The organism is Enterobacter cloacae complex sp. 382A5 (assembly GCF_050031095.1).
GTDB lineage: Bacteria > Pseudomonadota > Gammaproteobacteria > Enterobacterales > Enterobacteriaceae > Enterobacter > Enterobacter cloacae.
This window is the reverse complement of sequence record NZ_JBLGVK010000001.1, coordinates 4,297,358-4,313,455: the sequence shown is the minus strand read 5'-3', so window position 1 is coordinate 4,313,455 and position 16,098 is coordinate 4,297,358. Positions and strand designations below refer to the sequence as shown.

The following is a 16,098-nucleotide window of genomic DNA, read 5'->3' as shown; positions in this document are numbered from 1 at the left end:
ACCCTCCCGACGTGTCAGTCAGCCTGCAGCATCGCTTCCAGCTGTTCCTGGGCATCCAGCCATGCCATTTCGCACTCTTCGAGGCTGGATTTGGTCTTCGCCTGGGTTTGCAGACAGTCGGTCAGCTCCGCTTTACGGCTCTGGTCATACAGTTCGCTGTCGCCCAGCTTCTCTTCAACGGCGGCAAGCGTGGCGTTGAGCTTTTCCATCTCTTTTTCGAGACGGGCAATCTCTTTACGCAGTGGTTGAGTCTGAGTACGCAGTTCAGCTTCACGACGCTTCTGATCTTTACGCGCCTGCGCGCTGTTGGCATTCTCTTTCGCCGACTCTTCCGGCTGGTTCTCTTGCTTCTGCACGTCCGTCAGCCACTGCTGATAGTCTTCCAGGTCGCCGTCAAACGGCTCGACTTTACCGTCGTGCACCAGATAGAGATCGTCCGTGGTGGAGCGGATCAGGTGCCGATCGTGCGAGACCACAACCAGCGCGCCCTCAAACTCAATCAGCGCTTCGGTCAGTGCCTGACGCATGTCAAGGTCTAGGTGGTTGGTCGGTTCATCGAGCAGCAGCAGGTTCGGGCGCTGCCAGACGATCAGCGCCAGCACCAGACGCGCTTTTTCGCCGCCGGAGAAACGCTCTGTGTTTTCAGTGACCTTATCACCCTGGAAGCCAAAGCCGCCGAGGTAGTCGCGCAGCTTCTGCTCCATCTCCTGCGGCGCCAGACGTGCCAGATGCTGGATAGGGGATTCATCCGCGCGTAAAAATTCCAGCTGATGCTGGGCGAAGTAGCCAAGCTTGATGCCTTTCGCCAGACCGATTTCGCCGCTTACCGGGTTAAGCTCGCCCGCCAGCAGTTTGATGAGCGTTGACTTACCGGCACCGTTACGCCCCAGAAGACCAATGCGCGAACCCGGCACCAGGTTGAGTTTGATGGAGTCGAGGATGATGCGATCGCCGTATCCGGCGCTCACTTTTTCCATCTTCAGCAGCGGGTTTGGCAGGCTCTCCGGCTCGCGGAAGCTGAAGTGGAACGGGTTATCCACATGCGCCGGGGCAATCATCTCCATGCGTTCCAGCATCTTGATGCGGCTCTGGGCCTGCTTGGCCTTCGAGGCTTTGGCCTTGAAGCGGTCAACAAAACTCTGCAGATGCGCCACGCGCTGCTGCTGGCTTTCGTACATTGCCTGCTGTTGAGCGAGGCGCGTTGCGCGCTGGCGTTCGAAAGAGCTGTAGTTACCGGTGTACTCGAACATATTTTGCTGTTCGATATGAATGATTTTATCCACCACCGGATCGAGGAAGTCGCGGTCGTGGGAGATCAGAATCAGAGTGCCCTGATAGCTCTTGAGCCACTTCTCCAGCCAAATGACCGCATCGAGATCGAGGTGGTTGGTCGGTTCATCGAGCAACAGCAAATCGGAGCGGCAGATCAGCGCCTGCGCCAGGTTAAGACGCATACGCCAGCCACCGGAGAAGTCGCTGACGGGACGTTCAAGCTGTTCGTTGCTGAACCCCAGGCCGTGGAGCAGGCTGGAAGCGCGGGAGCGAATGGTCCATGCGTCGATGGCGTCCAGCTTGCCGTGGACGGTGGCGATGGCGTGGCCATCGTTGCGCTCGTTGGCGGCGTTCAGTTCCGCTTCCAGCTTACGGTATTCACGATCGCCATCAATAACATAGTCGAGCGCCGGCTCACTCAGGGCGGGCGTCTCCTGGTTTACCCAGGCGAGCTGCCAGTTTCCCGGATAAGTAAAGTTACCGCCATCCGCGCTAATCTCGTTTTTCAGCAGCGCCAGCAGGGTGGATTTACCGCAGCCGTTTTTGCCGACCAGACCCACTTTTTGACCTGGATTAATGGTGGCGGTGGCGTTATCCAGCAGGACGCGCACGCCGCGGCGAATTTGTAACGAGGAGAAAACAATCATAGAAGCGCCGTATGTTCCGACTATGTTAATTTGTCATTATGATAATGTAAGGTGTGGGCCATTTTCCGCACCGGGCCGCCATGGTAGCCCAAAACAACGACGATACACAAAAACAGAAACAGAACCGGGAGGGGAGTGATGTCTCAGACAGCAAAAGTGCTGCTGCTGTATGCCCATCCGGAATCTCAGGACTCGGTGGCAAACCGCGTCCTGCTTAAGCCGGCTACTCAGCTCAGTAACGTGACGGTGCACGATCTCTACGCGCACTACCCTGATTTCTTTATCGATATTCCGTACGAGCAGGAATTGCTGCGTCAGCATGATGTGATTGTATTCCAGCATCCGCTCTATACCTATAGCTGTCCGGCCCTGCTGAAAGAGTGGCTGGATCGGGTGCTGAGCCGGGGGTTTTCCAGCGGGGTGGGGGGCAACCAACTGGCGGGAAAGTACTGGCGTAGTGTGATTACCACCGGTGAGCCGGAGAGCGCCTACCGCTACGATGGCCTTAACCGTTATCCGATGAGCGATATCCTGCGACCGTTTGAACTGACGGCGGCGATGTGCCGTATGCACTGGATGAGCCCGATTATTGTCTACTGGGCACGGCGTCAGGATCCGAAGGAGCTGGCGAGCCACGCCAGAGCGTATGGCGAATGGCTGGCATCACCGATTCCGGCAGGAGGGCGTTAATGGAAGGATCGAATTTACTCCTCGCCGGGGTGCTGTTTTTGTTTGCCGCGGTGGTGGCTGTACCGTTGGCCGCACGGCTCGGTATTGGCGCGGTACTCGGGTATCTGCTGGCGGGGATCGCGATTGGCCCCTGGGGGCTGGGATTCATCAGCGATGTCGATGAAATTCTCCATTTCTCCGAGTTGGGTGTGGTCTTCCTGATGTTCATCATTGGCCTGGAGCTGAATCCGTCAAAGCTGTGGCAGCTCCGACGCTCTATCTTTGGCGTTGGCGCGGCGCAGGTGCTGTTCAGCGCGGCCATTCTGGCCGGATTGCTGATGCTCACTGACTTTTCGTGGCAGGCGGCGACCATCGGCGGTATTGGCCTTGCCATGTCCTCAACGGCGATGGCATTGCAGCTGATGCGGGATAAGGGCATGAACCGCAGTGAGTCGGGGCAACTGGGCTTTTCGGTGCTGCTGTTTCAGGATTTAGCGGTGATCCCGGCGTTAGCGCTGGTGCCGCTGTTGGCCGGGCCGGGTGACGATCACTTTGACTGGGCAAAAGTCTCCATGAAGGTGCTGGCTTTTGCGGGCATGCTAATTGGGGGACGTTTTCTGCTGCGGCCGGTGTTCCGCTTCATCGCCGCGTCAGGCGTGCGCGAGGTGTTTACCGCCGCAACGCTGCTGCTGGTATTAGGCTCTGCGCTGTTTATGGACGCGCTGGGGCTGTCGATGGCGCTGGGTACGTTTATCGCCGGGGTGCTGCTCGCCGAGAGCGAATACCGCCACGAACTGGAAATTGCGATCGAACCCTTTAAAGGGCTGCTGTTAGGGCTGTTCTTTATTTCGGTGGGCATGGCGCTCAATCTCGGTGTGCTCTATACCCATCTGCTGTGGGTTATTGTGAGCGTGGCTGTGCTGGTGGCGGTGAAAACGCTGGTGCTGTATGTCCTGGCGCGTATATCCGGGCTGCGCAGTTCGGAACGTATGCAGTTTGCCAGCGTGCTAAGCCAGGGGGGAGAGTTCGCGTTTGTGCTGTTCTCTACGGCATCGTCCCAGAAACTGTTCAAAGACGATCAGATGGCGCTTCTGCTGGTGACGGTCACGCTGTCGATGATGACCACGCCGCTGCTGATGAAGCTGGTGGATAAACTGCTGTCGCGCCGCTTAAACCCGGCTGACGATGAAGACGAAGCCCCGTGGGTGGAAGACGATAAGCCGCAAGTGATTGTGGTGGGGTTTGGCCGCTTCGGGCAGGTGATTGGTCGTCTGCTGATGGCGAACAAAATGCGCATCACGGTGCTAGAGCGGGATATCAGCGCGGTCAACCTGATGCGCAAATATGGATACAAGGTTTACTACGGCGATGCGACGCAGCTCGAACTGCTGCGATCCGCAGGTGCCGAGGCGGCGGAGTCGATCGTCATTACCTGTAACGATCCGGAAGATACGATGAAGCTGGTCGAACTCTGCCAGCAGCATTTCCCGCATCTGCATATTCTGGCGCGTGCGCGGGGTCGTGTTGAAGCGCACGAACTGTTGCAGGCGGGTGTGAAACACTTCTCGCGTGAGACGTTTTCCAGTGCGCTGGAGCTGGGGCGCAAAGCGTTGATTTCGCTGGGTATGCACCCGCATCAGGCGCAGCGGGCCCAGATGCACTTCCGACGGCTGGATATGCGAATGCTGCGCGAGCTGATGCCCGTACACACGGATACGGCGCAGATTTCCCGCGTGCGGGAAGCGCGTCGCGAGCTGGAGGAGATTTTCCAGCGCGAGATGCAGCAGGAACGACGCCAGCTGGACGGATGGGACGAATTTGAATAAAGGGTAACCAAATATGGCTGTACGTAAACGCTTTATTGCGGGCGCAAAGTGCCCTTCCTGCCAGGCGCAAGATACTCTGGCAATGTGGCGTGAAAATAATATTGATGTTGTTGAGTGTGTTAAGTGCGGCCACCAGATGCGTGAGGCCGACAAAGAAGCACGCGATCATGTACGCAAAGAAGAGCAAGTGATCGGCATTTTTCATCCGGACTAGCGATATGCCCTGAGTTTTTTTAAGCTAAAGGGTACACGGGTGCAGATTTCCGCTACAATCTGCGCCAGCAATTTTCCCACGCTCAGGAGATATCATGAAAGTAGCAAAAGACCTGGTGGTCAGCCTGGCCTATCAGGTACGTACAGAAGACGGTGTGTTGGTTGATGAGTCTCCGGTGAGTGCGCCGCTGGACTACCTGCATGGTCACGGTTCCCTGATTTCCGGCCTGGAAAACGCGCTGGAAGGTCATGAAGTTGGCGATAAATTTGACGTTGCTGTAGGCGCGAACGACGCATACGGCCAGTATGACGACAACCTGGTTCAGCGCGTTCCTAAAGACGTGTTCATGGGCGTTGACGAACTGCAGGTTGGCATGCGCTTCCTGGCGGAAACTGACCAGGGCCCGGTTCCGGTTGAAATTACTGAAGTTGAAGACGACCACGTTGTGGTTGATGGCAACCACATGCTGGCTGGCCAGAACCTGAAGTTCAACGTAGAAGTTGTCGCTATCCGTGAAGCAACCGAAGAAGAGCTGGCTCATGGCCACGTTCACGGTGCGCACGGTCACGACCATGACCACGATCACGGCCATGACGGCTGCTGCGGTGGCCACGGCCACGACCATGGTCACGACCACGGTAAAGGTGGTTGCGGTAACGGCGGCTGTGGCTGCCACTAATTCCGTATAACGGAAAATAAAAAAGCGGGATTATCCTAATGCCGATCGTTTAAGGATCGGTTGACCGATCCGGTGGCTGGTGTAAAAAGGGTTCATGTTCATCATGGACCCTTTTTTAAATGGAACTTTCACAAGCCCTCGGCATTATCAACGTTACCTCCCCTGAGCACGCCCGTAGCCTCTCGGACCTCATTCCCACTGAATTCATTCAGAAAGCGTTAACGTTGACTGATACTGTCACACTCCGCAAACGCAAACTTCCTCTTGAATCCATGATTTGGCTGGTCGTTGGCATGTCCATTTTCTGCAATCGCCCTATGACCGAGATCGTGAATCTGATGGATATCACTGACAGGACCGGTGAGCCTTTCACCGCCCGCAGCTCAGTTATTCAGCGCCGAAAAACGCTCGGGGAAGATGCTGTGCGGGAACTGTTCGACATTACACAGCGGTACTGGAACCAGCAGGCGGCCCATCCGAAATGGCACGGACTGAATCTGTTTGCTGTGGACGGTGTTGTCTGGCGTACGGCAGACACGCCGGAAAACAGCGCGGCCTTCAGCAGACCCGCAGGGCGAAATGGTACCGGTGGCTATCCGCAGGTCAGGATGGTTTGTCTGATGGAGCTGAGCAGCCATCTGATCAACGCCAGCGCCTTTGACAGCGAGAACGTCAGCGAAATGCGACTGGCAGCGCAGCTGGCAGAAAGAACGCCGGATGAGAGTATCACTTTATTCGATAAAGGATTTTACTCTCCGGGACTGCTTCATCACTGGCAGATGTCCGGAGAAAACCGGCACTGGCTGCTGCCACTGAAAAAAAACACACAATATGAAGTTGTGCGTAAGCTGGGACGTGGCGACGAGCTTGTTGAACTGAAAACCAGCCCACAGGCCCGGAAACAGTGGCCAGCACTCCCGGGGCGGTTCACCGCAAGACTGCTGACCCGAACGGTTGACGGAAAAGAAAAACAGGTTCTGACATCCCTGACAGACCAGAATCGCTACCCTGGCAATGATATCAGCGAGTTATATCGTCACAGGTGGGAAATTGAACTGGGTTACCGGGAAGCGAAGCAGGGAATGATGGACAGCCGCTGGACGTTACGCAGTAAGTTGCCAGAACTGGTGCGACAGGAGTTATGGGGGGTACTGCTGACTTACAACCTGGTGAGATACCAGATGGTAAGGATGGCGTTTGAACTGAAGGGCGATTATCTGCCTTACCAGTTGAGCTTTAGCGGCACAATAAGTGAAATAACCAGGCTTCTGATAACGCTGCCATGGGCCTCACCGGGTAAGATGCCGGGTGAGTTAAGAACGCTGTATGAGAAAGCAAAGTGGCTAGTATTACCGGGAAGAAGAGAGCGAAGTTACCCCCGGGAAGTGAGAATAAAAGCCCAGAAATATCCGGCAAGAAAAAATGCTGATCACCTTAAGTGACCAGCATTAGGGATTATCCCGCTTTTTTTTCGCCTCAATAGTGAGGTGGTGGCGTCTCTTCAGACTGTGAGGCGATGTTTGACGGCTGCGTAGCCTTCAGCTTTTCCGTCAGCAGGCGCATATGATCCCGCAGTTTCGCCATTTCGAGTTCATGCGCGGTCACGGTCTGGTTAAGCTCTTCGATGGTGATGTCCTGAAAAGCCAGGCGGCTTTCCAGTTCAGCCAGTCTCGCTTCAATCGTTGTGTCCTTCATCATTCACCTCGTCTGTTTCTGATTCGCCATAATGGGCCAGCGGCGGCGAAGTTTAACTGAGTTTGTTCCTTAGTGCAGTATCCATCCCTTTGGCAAGAAACTTATTTAAACAAAAATAGTCTTAAAAGTGGCGAGAATCGGGAGAGTCTGTCTGTAGATTTCTTCCACAACGTTTTATAGTACGTAGCTCATTTACGTTTAATGCTGGGGTGAGAGTCCCCAGGCCCTGGAGATATGGATGAAATCACTGTTTAAAGTAACGCTGCTGGCGACGACGATGGCTGTTGCGCTGAACGCGCCGCTGTCCTTCGCTGCTGATACTGCTGCGAAGCCTGCTGCAACTGCAGACAGCAAAGCGGCGTTCAAAAATGACGACCAGAAATCTGCCTACGCACTGGGCGCATCTCTGGGTCGTTACATGGAAAATTCTCTGAAAGAACAAGAGAAACTGGGCATCAAACTGGACAAAGCTCAGCTGATCGCGGGTGTTCAGGATGCGTTTGCTGATAAGAGCAAACTGTCTGACCAGGAAATTGAACAGACTCTGCAGGCGTTCGAAGCGCGTGTGAAAGGTGCCGCTCAGACGAAGATGGAAGCGGACGCGAAAGACAACGAAGCGAAAGGCAAAGCCTACCGCGATACCTTTGCTAAAGAGAAGGGCGTAAAAACCTCTTCTACCGGCCTGGTATACAAAGTTGAGAAAGAAGGTACCGGTGATGCACCGAAAGACAGCGATACTGTCGTGGTGAACTACAAAGGTACGCTGATCGACGGTAAAGAGTTCGATAACTCCTACACCCGCGGTGAGCCGCTCTCCTTCCGTCTGGATGGTGTGATCCCAGGCTGGACCGAAGGTCTGAAAAACATCAAGAAAGGCGGTAAGATCAAGCTGGTTATCCCACCGGATCTGGCCTATGGCAAAACCGGCGTTCCGGGTATCCCTGCCAACTCTACGCTGGTGTTTGACGTAGAGCTGCTGGATATCAAACCGGCACCGAAAGCCGATGCGAAACCAGAAGCGCAGGCAGATCAAAAAGCTGCCGCAGACGCGAAGAAGTAATGTGATGAAAACCGCCGCCTTTAAGGCGGCGGTTTTTTTTATTGTGGGGCAGATATAATTAACACTGGAAAGTGCCAGGTACGCTGTATTAATTTAGTTGTCCGTGTAGATAATGAGCCTGCCCTGAAAACCTAACGACAGGCTCCTGAAAAGGAGTGTTTTTTTCATGTCCAGGTCGCTTTTAACCAACGAAACCAGTGAACTTGATTTGCTGGATCAACGTCCTTTCGACCAGACCGACTTCGATATTCTGAAATCCTACGAAGCGGTGGTGGACGGGTTAGCGATGCTCATTGGGTCCCACTGCGAAATCGTATTGCACTCCCTGCAAGATCTGAAGTGTTCCGCCATCCGCATTGCTAATGGTGAGCATACTGGCCGTAAAATTGGTTCGCCAATTACCGACCTTGCATTGCGTATGCTGCATGACATGACCGGCGCGGACAGCAGCGTCTCCAAATGCTATTTCACTCGCGCCAAAAGCGGCGTGCTGATGAAATCAGAAACCATTGCTATTCGAAATCGCGAGCATCGTGTGATCGGACTGCTGTGCATCAACATGAACCTTGATGTGCCATTCTCGCAAATCATGAGCACCTTTATTCCGCCTGAAACGCCAGACGTGGGCTCTTCTGTTAACTTTGCCTCTTCAGTTGAGGATCTCGTCACGCAGACGCTGGAGTTCACGATTGAAGAGGTGAATGCCGATCGCAACGTATCGAACAACGCCAAGAACCGTCAGATCGTGCTGAATCTCTATGAAAAAGGCATTTTTGATATCAAAGACGCCATCAATCAGGTGGCTGACCGCCTGAACATTTCCAAACATACGGTCTACCTCTATATTCGCCAGTTCAAAAGCGGTGATTTCCTGGGGCAGGATAAGTAATGCGTTTTGCGTTAATGGTGACAGGCCCGGCGTATGGCACTCAGCAGGCCAGCAGCGCACTGCAATTTGCCCAGGCGCTGCTAAAAGCTGGACATGAACTGGTGAGCGTCTTCTTTTATCGGGAAGGGGTCTATAACGCGAACCAGTTTACGTCGCCGGCCAGCGATGAGTTTGATCTGGTGCGCGCCTGGCAGGCGTTAAATGAGACGCAGGGTGTTGAATTGCATATCTGCGTGGCAGCGGCCCTGCGTCGCGGTGTGGCTGATACAACCGAAGCCGCGCGTCTTGGTTTAGCCGGTTCCAACCTGCAGCCCGGATTTTCACTAAGTGGTCTGGGCGCGCTGGCGCAGGCTGCGCTCACCTGTGACCGAGTGGTGCAATTCTGATGAAACGCATCGCGTTTGTTTTTACCACTGCCCCGCACGGTAGCGCATCGGGCCGAGAAGGGCTGGATGCGCTGCTCGCGACATCTGCATTGACCGAGGAGATCGGCGTCTTCTTTTTAGGGGACGGGGTGTTTCAGCTTCTGGCGGGCCAGCAACCGCAGGCGATTTTGATGCGGGATTACATCGCCACCTTTAAAGTGTTGCCGCTGTACGACATTGAAACCTTCTATGTGTGTGCCGACTCGCTGGCCGCTCGCGGATTAGATGAGAAGACGCCTTTTGTTCTGGATGTCACGTGCCTGTCTTCTGCTGCGCTGCGCGAACAACTCTCTCACTACGACACTGTTCTGACTTTCTGAGGCTGCCATGCTCCATACCCTGAGCCGCTCACCGTGGCAATGTGATATCGACACGCTACTGAGCATGCTGCGCGAAGGTGATGACCTGCTGCTGATTCAGGATGGCGTACTTGCTGCGCTGGAAGGCAGCCGTTTCGTTGAAATCCTCACGAATGCCCCCATAACTGTCTCTGCGCTAAAGGACGATCTGGATGCGCGGGGTCTTTCTGGTCAAATTTCAGCCAAAATTGACGTGGTTGGCTATACTGATTTCGTCAATCTTACTGTGACGCACGCCAGTCAAATGAACTGGTGATTTGAGATCGCTGTATATTTCTTGACACCTTTTCGACGTAGCCCTAAAATTTCGCGTCCTCATATTGTATGAGGTCGTTTTATTACGTGTTTACGAAGCAAAAGCTAAAACCAGGAGCTATTTAATGGCAACAGTTAACCAGCTGGTACGCAAACCACGTGCACGCAAAGTTGCAAAGAGCAACGTGCCTGCGCTGGAAGCATGCCCGCAGAAACGTGGTGTATGTACTCGTGTGTATACCACCACTCCTAAAAAACCAAACTCCGCACTGCGTAAAGTATGCCGTGTGCGTTTGACTAACGGTTTCGAAGTGACTTCCTACATCGGTGGTGAAGGTCACAACCTGCAGGAGCACTCCGTGATCCTGATCCGTGGCGGTCGTGTTAAAGACCTTCCGGGTGTTCGTTACCACACCGTTCGTGGTGCGCTGGACTGCTCAGGTGTTAAAGACCGTAAGCAGGCTCGCTCCAAGTACGGCGTGAAGCGTCCTAAGGCTTAATGGTTCTCCGTTAAGTAAGGCCAAACTGATTTATCTTAATGTCAAACTAAACTCGTAGAGTTTTGGACAATCCTGAATTAACAACGGAGTATTCCCATGCCACGTCGTCGCGTCATTGGTCAGCGTAAAATTCTTCCAGATCCGAAATTCGGATCAGAACTGCTGGCAAAATTTGTAAATATCCTGATGGTAGATGGTAAAAAATCTACTGCAGAAGCAATCGTATACAGCGCGCTGGAGACCCTGGCTCAGCGTTCTGGTAAAAATGAACTGGAAGCTTTCGAAGTCGCTCTCGACAACGTTCGCCCAACTGTAGAAGTTAAGTCCCGCCGCGTTGGTGGTTCTACTTATCAGGTTCCAGTTGAAGTTCGTCCGGTTCGTCGTAATGCCCTGGCAATGCGTTGGATCGTTGAAGCTGCTCGTAAACGCGGTGATAAATCCATGGCTCTGCGTCTGGCGAACGAACTTTCTGATGCTGCAGAAAACAAAGGTACTGCAGTTAAGAAACGTGAAGACGTTCACCGTATGGCAGAAGCCAACAAGGCGTTCGCACACTACCGTTGGTAATCCCTTCGGAGTATTAGTCACCAGGCGGGCGCTTCAGAGAAGCTGCCCGCTCTGGGTTACTTAACTGAACGCCTAAAGAAACAAACGAGGAATCAAATGGCTCGTACAACACCCATCGCACGCTACCGTAACATCGGTATCAGTGCGCACATCGACGCCGGTAAGACCACTACTACCGAACGTATTCTGTTCTACACCGGTGTAAACCATAAAATCGGTGAAGTTCATGACGGCGCAGCCACCATGGACTGGATGGAACAGGAGCAGGAGCGTGGTATTACTATCACCTCCGCAGCGACTACTGCATTCTGGTCAGGTATGGCTAAGCAGTACGAACCGCATCGCGTAAACATCATCGACACCCCAGGGCACGTTGACTTCACCATCGAAGTAGAACGTTCCATGCGTGTTCTTGACGGCGCGGTAATGGTTTATTGCGCAGTTGGTGGTGTTCAGCCACAGTCTGAAACCGTATGGCGTCAGGCGAACAAATATAAAGTTCCACGCATCGCGTTCGTTAACAAAATGGACCGTATGGGTGCTAACTTCCTGAAAGTTGTTGGCCAGATCAAAACCCGTCTGGGCGCGAACCCTGTTCCGCTGCAGCTGGCAATTGGTGCTGAAGAAGGCTTCACCGGCGTTATCGATCTGGTGAAAATGAAAGCCATCAACTGGAACGATGCAGACCAGGGCGTTACCTTCGAATACGAAGATATCCCGGCTGAGATGCAGGACCTGGCTGACGAATGGCACCAGAACCTGATCGAATCCGCTGCTGAAGCTTCTGAAGAGCTGATGGAGAAATACCTGGGTGGTGAAGAACTGTCTGAAGAAGAGATCAAAAAAGCTCTGCGTCAGCGTGTTCTGAACAACGAAATCATCCTGGTAACCTGTGGTTCTGCGTTCAAGAACAAAGGTGTTCAGGCGATGCTGGATGCGGTAGTTGACTACCTGCCATCCCCGGTTGACGTTCCTGCGATCAACGGCATCCTGGACGACGGTAAAGATACTCCGGCTGAGCGTCACGCAAGCGACGACGAGCCGTTCTCTGCACTGGCGTTCAAAATTGCTACCGACCCATTCGTGGGTAACCTGACCTTCTTCCGCGTTTACTCTGGTGTGGTTAACTCCGGTGACACCATCCTGAACTCCGTGAAAGCGGCGCGTGAACGTTTTGGCCGTATCGTACAGATGCACGCTAACAAACGTGAAGAGATCAAAGAAGTTCGTGCGGGCGACATCGCTGCAGCTATCGGTCTGAAAGACGTGACCACCGGTGACACCCTGTGTGACCCGGATCACCCGATCATTCTGGAGCGTATGGAATTCCCTGAGCCGGTAATCTCCATCGCGGTTGAACCAAAAACCAAAGCTGACCAGGAAAAAATGGGTCTGGCTCTGGGCCGTCTGGCGAAAGAAGACCCATCATTCCGCGTATGGACTGATGAAGAATCTAACCAGACCATCATCGCAGGTATGGGTGAACTGCACCTGGACATCATCGTTGACCGTATGAAGCGCGAGTTCAACGTTGAAGCGAACGTGGGTAAACCTCAGGTTGCTTACCGCGAAGCGATTCGCGCGAAAGTTACCGATATCGAAGGTAAACACGCTAAGCAGTCTGGTGGTCGCGGTCAGTACGGTCACGTTGTGATCGACATGTACCCACTGGAGCCGGGCTCTAACCCGAAAGGTTACGAGTTCATCAACGACATCAAAGGTGGTGTAATTCCTGGCGAATACATCCCTGCCGTTGATAAAGGCATCCAGGAACAGCTGAAAGCGGGCCCTCTGGCTGGCTATCCGGTTGTTGACATGGGTATCCGTCTGCACTTCGGTTCTTACCACGACGTTGACTCCTCTGAACTGGCGTTTAAACTGGCTGCGTCTATTGCCTTTAAAGAAGGCTTTAAGAAAGCAAAACCAGTTCTGCTTGAGCCAATCATGAAGGTTGAAGTAGAAACTCCTGAAGAGAACACCGGTGACGTTATCGGTGACTTGAGCCGTCGTCGCGGTATGCTGCGCGGTCAGGAATCCGAAGTAACTGGCGTTAAGATCCACGCTGAAGTTCCGCTGTCTGAAATGTTCGGATATGCAACTCAGCTGCGTTCTCTGACCAAAGGTCGTGCATCATACACCATGGAATTCCTGAAGTATGATGATGCGCCTAACAACGTTGCTCAGGCCGTTATTGAAGCCCGTGGTAAGTAATCCACAGGATTAAAACCTAAGTCCCGTGCTCTCTCCTGAGGGGAGAGCACTATAGTAAGGAATATAGCCGTGTCTAAAGAAAAATTTGAACGTACAAAACCGCACGTCAACGTTGGTACTATCGGCCACGTTGACCATGGTAAAACTACCCTGACTGCTGCAATCACTACCGTTCTGGCTAAAACCTACGGTGGTTCTGCTCGTGCATTCGACCAGATCGATAACGCACCAGAAGAAAAAGCTCGTGGTATCACCATCAACACCTCTCACGTTGAATATGACACCCCGACTCGCCACTACGCACACGTAGACTGCCCAGGCCACGCCGACTATGTTAAAAACATGATCACCGGTGCTGCGCAGATGGACGGCGCGATCTTGGTAGTAGCTGCGACTGACGGCCCAATGCCTCAGACTCGTGAGCACATCCTGCTGGGTCGTCAGGTAGGCGTTCCTTACATCATCGTGTTCCTGAACAAATGCGACATGGTTGATGACGAAGAGCTGCTGGAACTGGTAGAGATGGAAGTTCGTGAACTGCTGTCTCAGTACGATTTCCCAGGCGACGATACCCCAATCGTTCGTGGTTCTGCTCTGAAAGCGCTGGAAGGCGAAGCAGAGTGGGAAGAGAAAATCATCGAACTGGCTGGCTACCTGGATTCTTACATCCCAGAACCAGAGCGTGCGATTGACAAGCCATTCCTGCTGCCAATCGAAGACGTATTCTCCATCTCCGGTCGTGGTACCGTTGTTACCGGTCGTGTAGAGCGCGGTATCATCAAAGTGGGTGAAGAAGTTGAAATCGTTGGTATCAAAGAGACTGCGAAGTCTACCTGTACTGGCGTTGAAATGTTCCGCAAACTGCTGGACGAAGGCCGTGCTGGTGAGAACGTTGGTGTTCTGCTGCGTGGTATCAAACGTGAAGAAATCGAACGTGGTCAGGTTCTGGCGAAGCCAGGCTCAATCAAGCCACACACCAAGTTCGAATCTGAAGTGTACATCCTGTCCAAAGACGAAGGCGGCCGTCATACTCCGTTCTTCAAAGGCTACCGTCCACAGTTCTACTTCCGTACAACTGACGTGACCGGTACCATCGAACTGCCAGAAGGCGTAGAGATGGTAATGCCAGGCGACAACATCAAGATGGTTGTGACTCTGATCCACCCAATCGCGATGGACGACGGTCTGCGTTTCGCAATCCGTGAAGGCGGCCGTACCGTTGGCGCGGGCGTTGTTGCTAAAGTTCTGGGCTAATTAATTATCCCCGAATAAAAAAAGGACGCTTCGGCGTCCTTTTTTGTTTTCTTAGCGTGTGTATTTGTCACAAATTTTCGCATTTTTTGTTTGCTCCCGCCCCGTATACTGGCGTTTGTGCTATTGTAATCATAACCATTCTCACTTACACTTTGCGCATATTTTGAACGGGAGTCTTTATGTACGTTTGTTTATGTAATGGTGTGAGTGACAAAAAAATACGTCAGGCCGTTCGCCAGTTTCAGCCACAGTCCTTCCAGCAACTTCGCAAGTTTGTTCCAGTGGGAAATCAATGCGGTAAATGCGTACGCGCAGCGCGTGAAATCATGCAGGATGAACTGATGCAGATCCCGGAATACAAAGAGATCGCGTAAGCGCCCATCTTTTTTTTGACATCCCTGTAGCCCGATCTACGCTTCAATGAGTGGAAGCGGAGGGACTATATAATGAAAGGTGATGTTAAAATCATAAGTTATCTCAATAAATTATTGGGAAATGAGCTTGTCGCAATCAATCAGTATTTTCTCCATGCGAGAATGTTTAAAAACTGGGGCCTCATGCGCCTCAACGACGTTGAGTATCACGAATCCATAGATGAGATGAAACATGCCGATAAATATATCGAGCGTATTTTATTTCTCGAAGGCATCCCTAACCTGCAGGACCTCGGTAAACTCGGCATCGGTGAAGATGTTGAAGAGATGCTGCGATCCGATCTCAGACTTGAACTTGAAGGCGCAAAAGACCTTCGCGAAGCTATTGCCTACGCAGACAGCGTCCATGACTACGTTAGCCGCGATATGATGATCCAGATTCTGGCCGATGAAGAAGGGCATATCGACTGGCTGGAAACCGAGCTGGATCTCATTGGCAAAATTGGCCTGCAAAACTATCTCCAGTCGCAGATTAAAGTGGAAGATTAAACAGCGTCTGCCAACCTACACATAAACCCGCTGCCGCCAGAAATGGCCCAAAAGGCAGTGGGTTTTTTAATGTCCGTCTGGCAGGGTTGAACAACGAAGTCATAAGAAGGTAGAGCAGCGCCAATAGTGCGGCAACCAGTGCCAGATCGGGCAACACGCACCAACCATGCCATGCACCGAGTGCCGAAAGATACTTCACATCGCCATAGCCCATCCCTTCACGGCGAAATATTAGCCGATAACCCCAGTAGATCATGGCAAAGCCGACATACCCTGCCATCGCCCCGACCACTGCGCCAGGCAGAAAATCAGGGTGAAGACAGAGTTGATAGAGCAAACCAGCCCATAACAGGGGACAGAGATATTTATCAGGGAGAATGCCTGAGCGAATATCTTCACGCACCAGTAAACCTGAGAGAACAAAATAGATGAGCAGGAAGGGGAGGAGAGTAAGCATGAACGAAACCTCAAGGTGAATTTCAGCGAATACTCTTCACACCACGAATGCCTGGCAATAGCCAAAAAATGTAATTGCGTAGTGGTTTCATAAGAACAGAAGAAAGGGGACGGATTGCAGAAAACAGTGCGAGGCCTTACGCAAGGTACACCTTTAGCGCTTAAATTCTAAACGGCACTTGCGTCTTGCCCAGATT

At 52.8% G+C, this 16,098-nt stretch carries 19 protein-coding genes; 16 read left to right on the top strand and 3 right to left on the bottom strand.

The annotated features are described in order from the left end of the window. Positions 1-14: 14 nt before the first annotated feature. Positions 15-1,919, bottom strand: coding sequence for an ABC transporter ATP-binding protein (locus tag ACQG2G_RS20455; protein ID WP_013099041.1), 1,905 nt, complete (start codon positions 1,917-1,919; stop codon positions 15-17). A 138-nt stretch (positions 1,920-2,057) separates the two neighbouring features. Between ACQG2G_RS20455 and kefG the strand changes: the two genes are divergently transcribed. The 5 genes from kefG (at position 2,058) to ACQG2G_RS20430 (ending at position 6,749) form a co-directional block, all read left to right on the top strand. Next, entirely contained in the window at positions 2,058-2,609 is a 552-nt protein-coding gene (kefG, locus tag ACQG2G_RS20450; RefSeq protein WP_013099040.1) for a glutathione-regulated potassium-efflux system ancillary protein KefG, read from the top strand. Continuing rightward, positions 2,609-4,414, top strand: coding sequence for a glutathione-regulated potassium-efflux system protein KefB (gene kefB, locus ACQG2G_RS20445; RefSeq protein ID WP_020690480.1), 1,806 nt, complete (start codon positions 2,609-2,611; stop codon positions 4,412-4,414). Before kefG ends, kefB begins: the two co-directional genes overlap by 1 nt. 13 nt (positions 4,415-4,427) lie before the next feature. After that, entirely contained in the window at positions 4,428-4,628 is a 201-nt protein-coding gene (locus ACQG2G_RS20440; protein ID WP_013099038.1) for a YheV family putative zinc ribbon protein, read from the top strand. A gap of 94 nt (positions 4,629-4,722) precedes the next feature. After that, positions 4,723-5,307, top strand: coding sequence for a peptidylprolyl isomerase (gene slyD / locus ACQG2G_RS20435; RefSeq protein ID WP_013099037.1), 585 nt, complete (start codon positions 4,723-4,725; stop codon positions 5,305-5,307). A 119-nt stretch (positions 5,308-5,426) separates the two neighbouring features. Beyond that, positions 5,427-6,749: an IS4 family transposase gene (locus tag ACQG2G_RS20430; protein ID WP_020686790.1), complete on the top strand. Its 1,323-nt coding sequence runs from the start codon at positions 5,427-5,429 to the stop codon at positions 6,747-6,749. Positions 6,750-6,783: 34 nt separating this feature from the next. Here the strand turns inward: ACQG2G_RS20430 and ACQG2G_RS20425 are convergent, their stop codons facing one another. Further along, positions 6,784-7,002 carry a protein SlyX gene (locus ACQG2G_RS20425; RefSeq protein WP_003861693.1) on the bottom strand — a complete coding sequence of 73 codons (219 nt, stop codon included), beginning with the start codon at positions 7,000-7,002 and terminating at the stop codon, positions 6,784-6,786. 238 nt (positions 7,003-7,240) lie between these two features. Here ACQG2G_RS20425 and fkpA point away from each other — a divergent pair, with 238 nt between their 5' ends. From fkpA to bfr, 11 genes are all read left to right on the top strand, one after another. Further along, the gene (fkpA, locus tag ACQG2G_RS20420; RefSeq protein ID WP_013099036.1) at positions 7,241-8,062 is read left to right on the top strand and encodes an FKBP-type peptidyl-prolyl cis-trans isomerase; all 822 of its coding nucleotides are present in this window, start codon (positions 7,241-7,243) and stop codon (positions 8,060-8,062) included. A gap of 166 nt (positions 8,063-8,228) precedes the next feature. Further along, positions 8,229-8,951 carry a helix-turn-helix transcriptional regulator gene (locus tag ACQG2G_RS20415; protein ID WP_003861697.1) on the top strand — a complete coding sequence of 241 codons (723 nt, stop codon included), beginning with the start codon at positions 8,229-8,231 and terminating at the stop codon, positions 8,949-8,951. Further along, the gene (tusD, locus tag ACQG2G_RS20410; protein ID WP_020686857.1) at positions 8,951-9,337 is read left to right on the top strand and encodes a sulfurtransferase complex subunit TusD; all 387 of its coding nucleotides are present in this window, start codon (positions 8,951-8,953) and stop codon (positions 9,335-9,337) included. Before ACQG2G_RS20415 ends, tusD begins: the two co-directional genes overlap by 1 nt. Continuing rightward, a complete protein-coding gene (gene tusC, locus ACQG2G_RS20405) occupies positions 9,337-9,696 on the top strand; it encodes a sulfurtransferase complex subunit TusC (protein ID WP_013099034.1) in 360 nt (119 codons plus the stop codon). Before tusD ends, tusC begins: the two co-directional genes overlap by 1 nt. Before the next feature lie 7 nt (positions 9,697-9,703). Further along, positions 9,704-9,991, top strand: coding sequence for a sulfurtransferase complex subunit TusB (gene tusB, locus ACQG2G_RS20400; RefSeq protein ID WP_013099033.1), 288 nt, complete (start codon positions 9,704-9,706; stop codon positions 9,989-9,991). 124 nt (positions 9,992-10,115) lie between these two features. Beyond that, positions 10,116-10,490 carry a 30S ribosomal protein S12 gene (gene rpsL, locus ACQG2G_RS20395; protein WP_000246815.1) on the top strand — a complete coding sequence of 125 codons (375 nt, stop codon included), beginning with the start codon at positions 10,116-10,118 and terminating at the stop codon, positions 10,488-10,490. A 96-nt stretch (positions 10,491-10,586) separates the two neighbouring features. Then, positions 10,587-11,057: a 30S ribosomal protein S7 gene (gene rpsG / locus ACQG2G_RS20390; RefSeq protein WP_003861706.1), complete on the top strand. Its 471-nt coding sequence runs from the start codon at positions 10,587-10,589 to the stop codon at positions 11,055-11,057. Positions 11,058-11,153: 96 nt separating this feature from the next. Next, positions 11,154-13,268, top strand: a complete 2,115-nt coding sequence (gene fusA / locus ACQG2G_RS20385) for an elongation factor G (RefSeq protein ID WP_029882142.1) — start codon at positions 11,154-11,156, stop codon at positions 13,266-13,268. Positions 13,269-13,337: 69 nt separating this feature from the next. Next, on the top strand, positions 13,338-14,522 hold the full coding sequence (gene tuf / locus ACQG2G_RS20380) for an elongation factor Tu (protein WP_023620081.1): 1,185 nt from the start codon (positions 13,338-13,340) through the stop codon (positions 14,520-14,522). A 179-nt stretch (positions 14,523-14,701) separates the two neighbouring features. Then, complete coding sequence (bfd, locus tag ACQG2G_RS20375; protein ID WP_008503493.1) at positions 14,702-14,896, top strand: bacterioferritin-associated ferredoxin; 195 nt, start codon at positions 14,702-14,704, stop codon at positions 14,894-14,896. Between the two features lie 72 nt (positions 14,897-14,968). Then, positions 14,969-15,445, top strand: coding sequence for a bacterioferritin (gene bfr / locus ACQG2G_RS20370; protein WP_013099029.1), 477 nt, complete (start codon positions 14,969-14,971; stop codon positions 15,443-15,445). Here the strand turns inward: bfr and ACQG2G_RS20365 are convergent. Next, positions 15,429-15,902: a prepilin peptidase gene (locus ACQG2G_RS20365; RefSeq protein ID WP_061772523.1), complete on the bottom strand. Its 474-nt coding sequence runs from the start codon at positions 15,900-15,902 to the stop codon at positions 15,429-15,431. The two genes, bfr and ACQG2G_RS20365, sit on opposite strands and share 17 nt — an antisense overlap. Positions 15,903-16,098 lie beyond the last annotated feature (196 nt).

Excerpts from the sequence above, each read along its gene's own strand:
- bfr (WP_013099029.1), top strand. The coding sequence starts at position 14,969 with ATGAAAGGTGATGTTAAAATCATAAGTTATCTCAATAAATTATTGGGA.
- fusA (WP_029882142.1), top strand. The coding sequence starts at position 11,154 with ATGGCTCGTACAACACCCATCGCACGCTACCGTAACATCGGTATCAGT.
- rpsL (WP_000246815.1), top strand. The coding sequence starts at position 10,116 with ATGGCAACAGTTAACCAGCTGGTACGCAAACCACGTGCACGCAAAGTT.
- kefB (WP_020690480.1), top strand. The coding sequence starts at position 2,609 with ATGGAAGGATCGAATTTACTCCTCGCCGGGGTGCTGTTTTTGTTTGCC.
- tusC (WP_013099034.1), top strand. The coding sequence starts at position 9,337 with ATGAAACGCATCGCGTTTGTTTTTACCACTGCCCCGCACGGTAGCGCA.
- ACQG2G_RS20455 (WP_013099041.1), bottom strand. The coding sequence starts at position 1,919 with ATGATTGTTTTCTCCTCGTTACAAATTCGCCGCGGCGTGCGCGTCCTG.
- kefG (WP_013099040.1), top strand. The coding sequence starts at position 2,058 with ATGTCTCAGACAGCAAAAGTGCTGCTGCTGTATGCCCATCCGGAATCT.
- slyD (WP_013099037.1), top strand. The coding sequence starts at position 4,723 with ATGAAAGTAGCAAAAGACCTGGTGGTCAGCCTGGCCTATCAGGTACGT.
- ACQG2G_RS20365 (WP_061772523.1), bottom strand. The coding sequence starts at position 15,902 with ATGCTTACTCTCCTCCCCTTCCTGCTCATCTATTTTGTTCTCTCAGGT.
- tusD (WP_020686857.1), top strand. The coding sequence starts at position 8,951 with ATGCGTTTTGCGTTAATGGTGACAGGCCCGGCGTATGGCACTCAGCAG.
- bfd (WP_008503493.1), top strand. The coding sequence starts at position 14,702 with ATGTACGTTTGTTTATGTAATGGTGTGAGTGACAAAAAAATACGTCAG.
- ACQG2G_RS20440 (WP_013099038.1), top strand. The coding sequence starts at position 4,428 with ATGGCTGTACGTAAACGCTTTATTGCGGGCGCAAAGTGCCCTTCCTGC.
- rpsG (WP_003861706.1), top strand. The coding sequence starts at position 10,587 with ATGCCACGTCGTCGCGTCATTGGTCAGCGTAAAATTCTTCCAGATCCG.
- ACQG2G_RS20415 (WP_003861697.1), top strand. The coding sequence starts at position 8,229 with ATGTCCAGGTCGCTTTTAACCAACGAAACCAGTGAACTTGATTTGCTG.
- fkpA (WP_013099036.1), top strand. The coding sequence starts at position 7,241 with ATGAAATCACTGTTTAAAGTAACGCTGCTGGCGACGACGATGGCTGTT.
- ACQG2G_RS20430 (WP_020686790.1), top strand. The coding sequence starts at position 5,427 with ATGGAACTTTCACAAGCCCTCGGCATTATCAACGTTACCTCCCCTGAG.
- ACQG2G_RS20425 (WP_003861693.1), bottom strand. The coding sequence starts at position 7,002 with ATGAAGGACACAACGATTGAAGCGAGACTGGCTGAACTGGAAAGCCGC.
- tusB (WP_013099033.1), top strand. The coding sequence starts at position 9,704 with ATGCTCCATACCCTGAGCCGCTCACCGTGGCAATGTGATATCGACACG.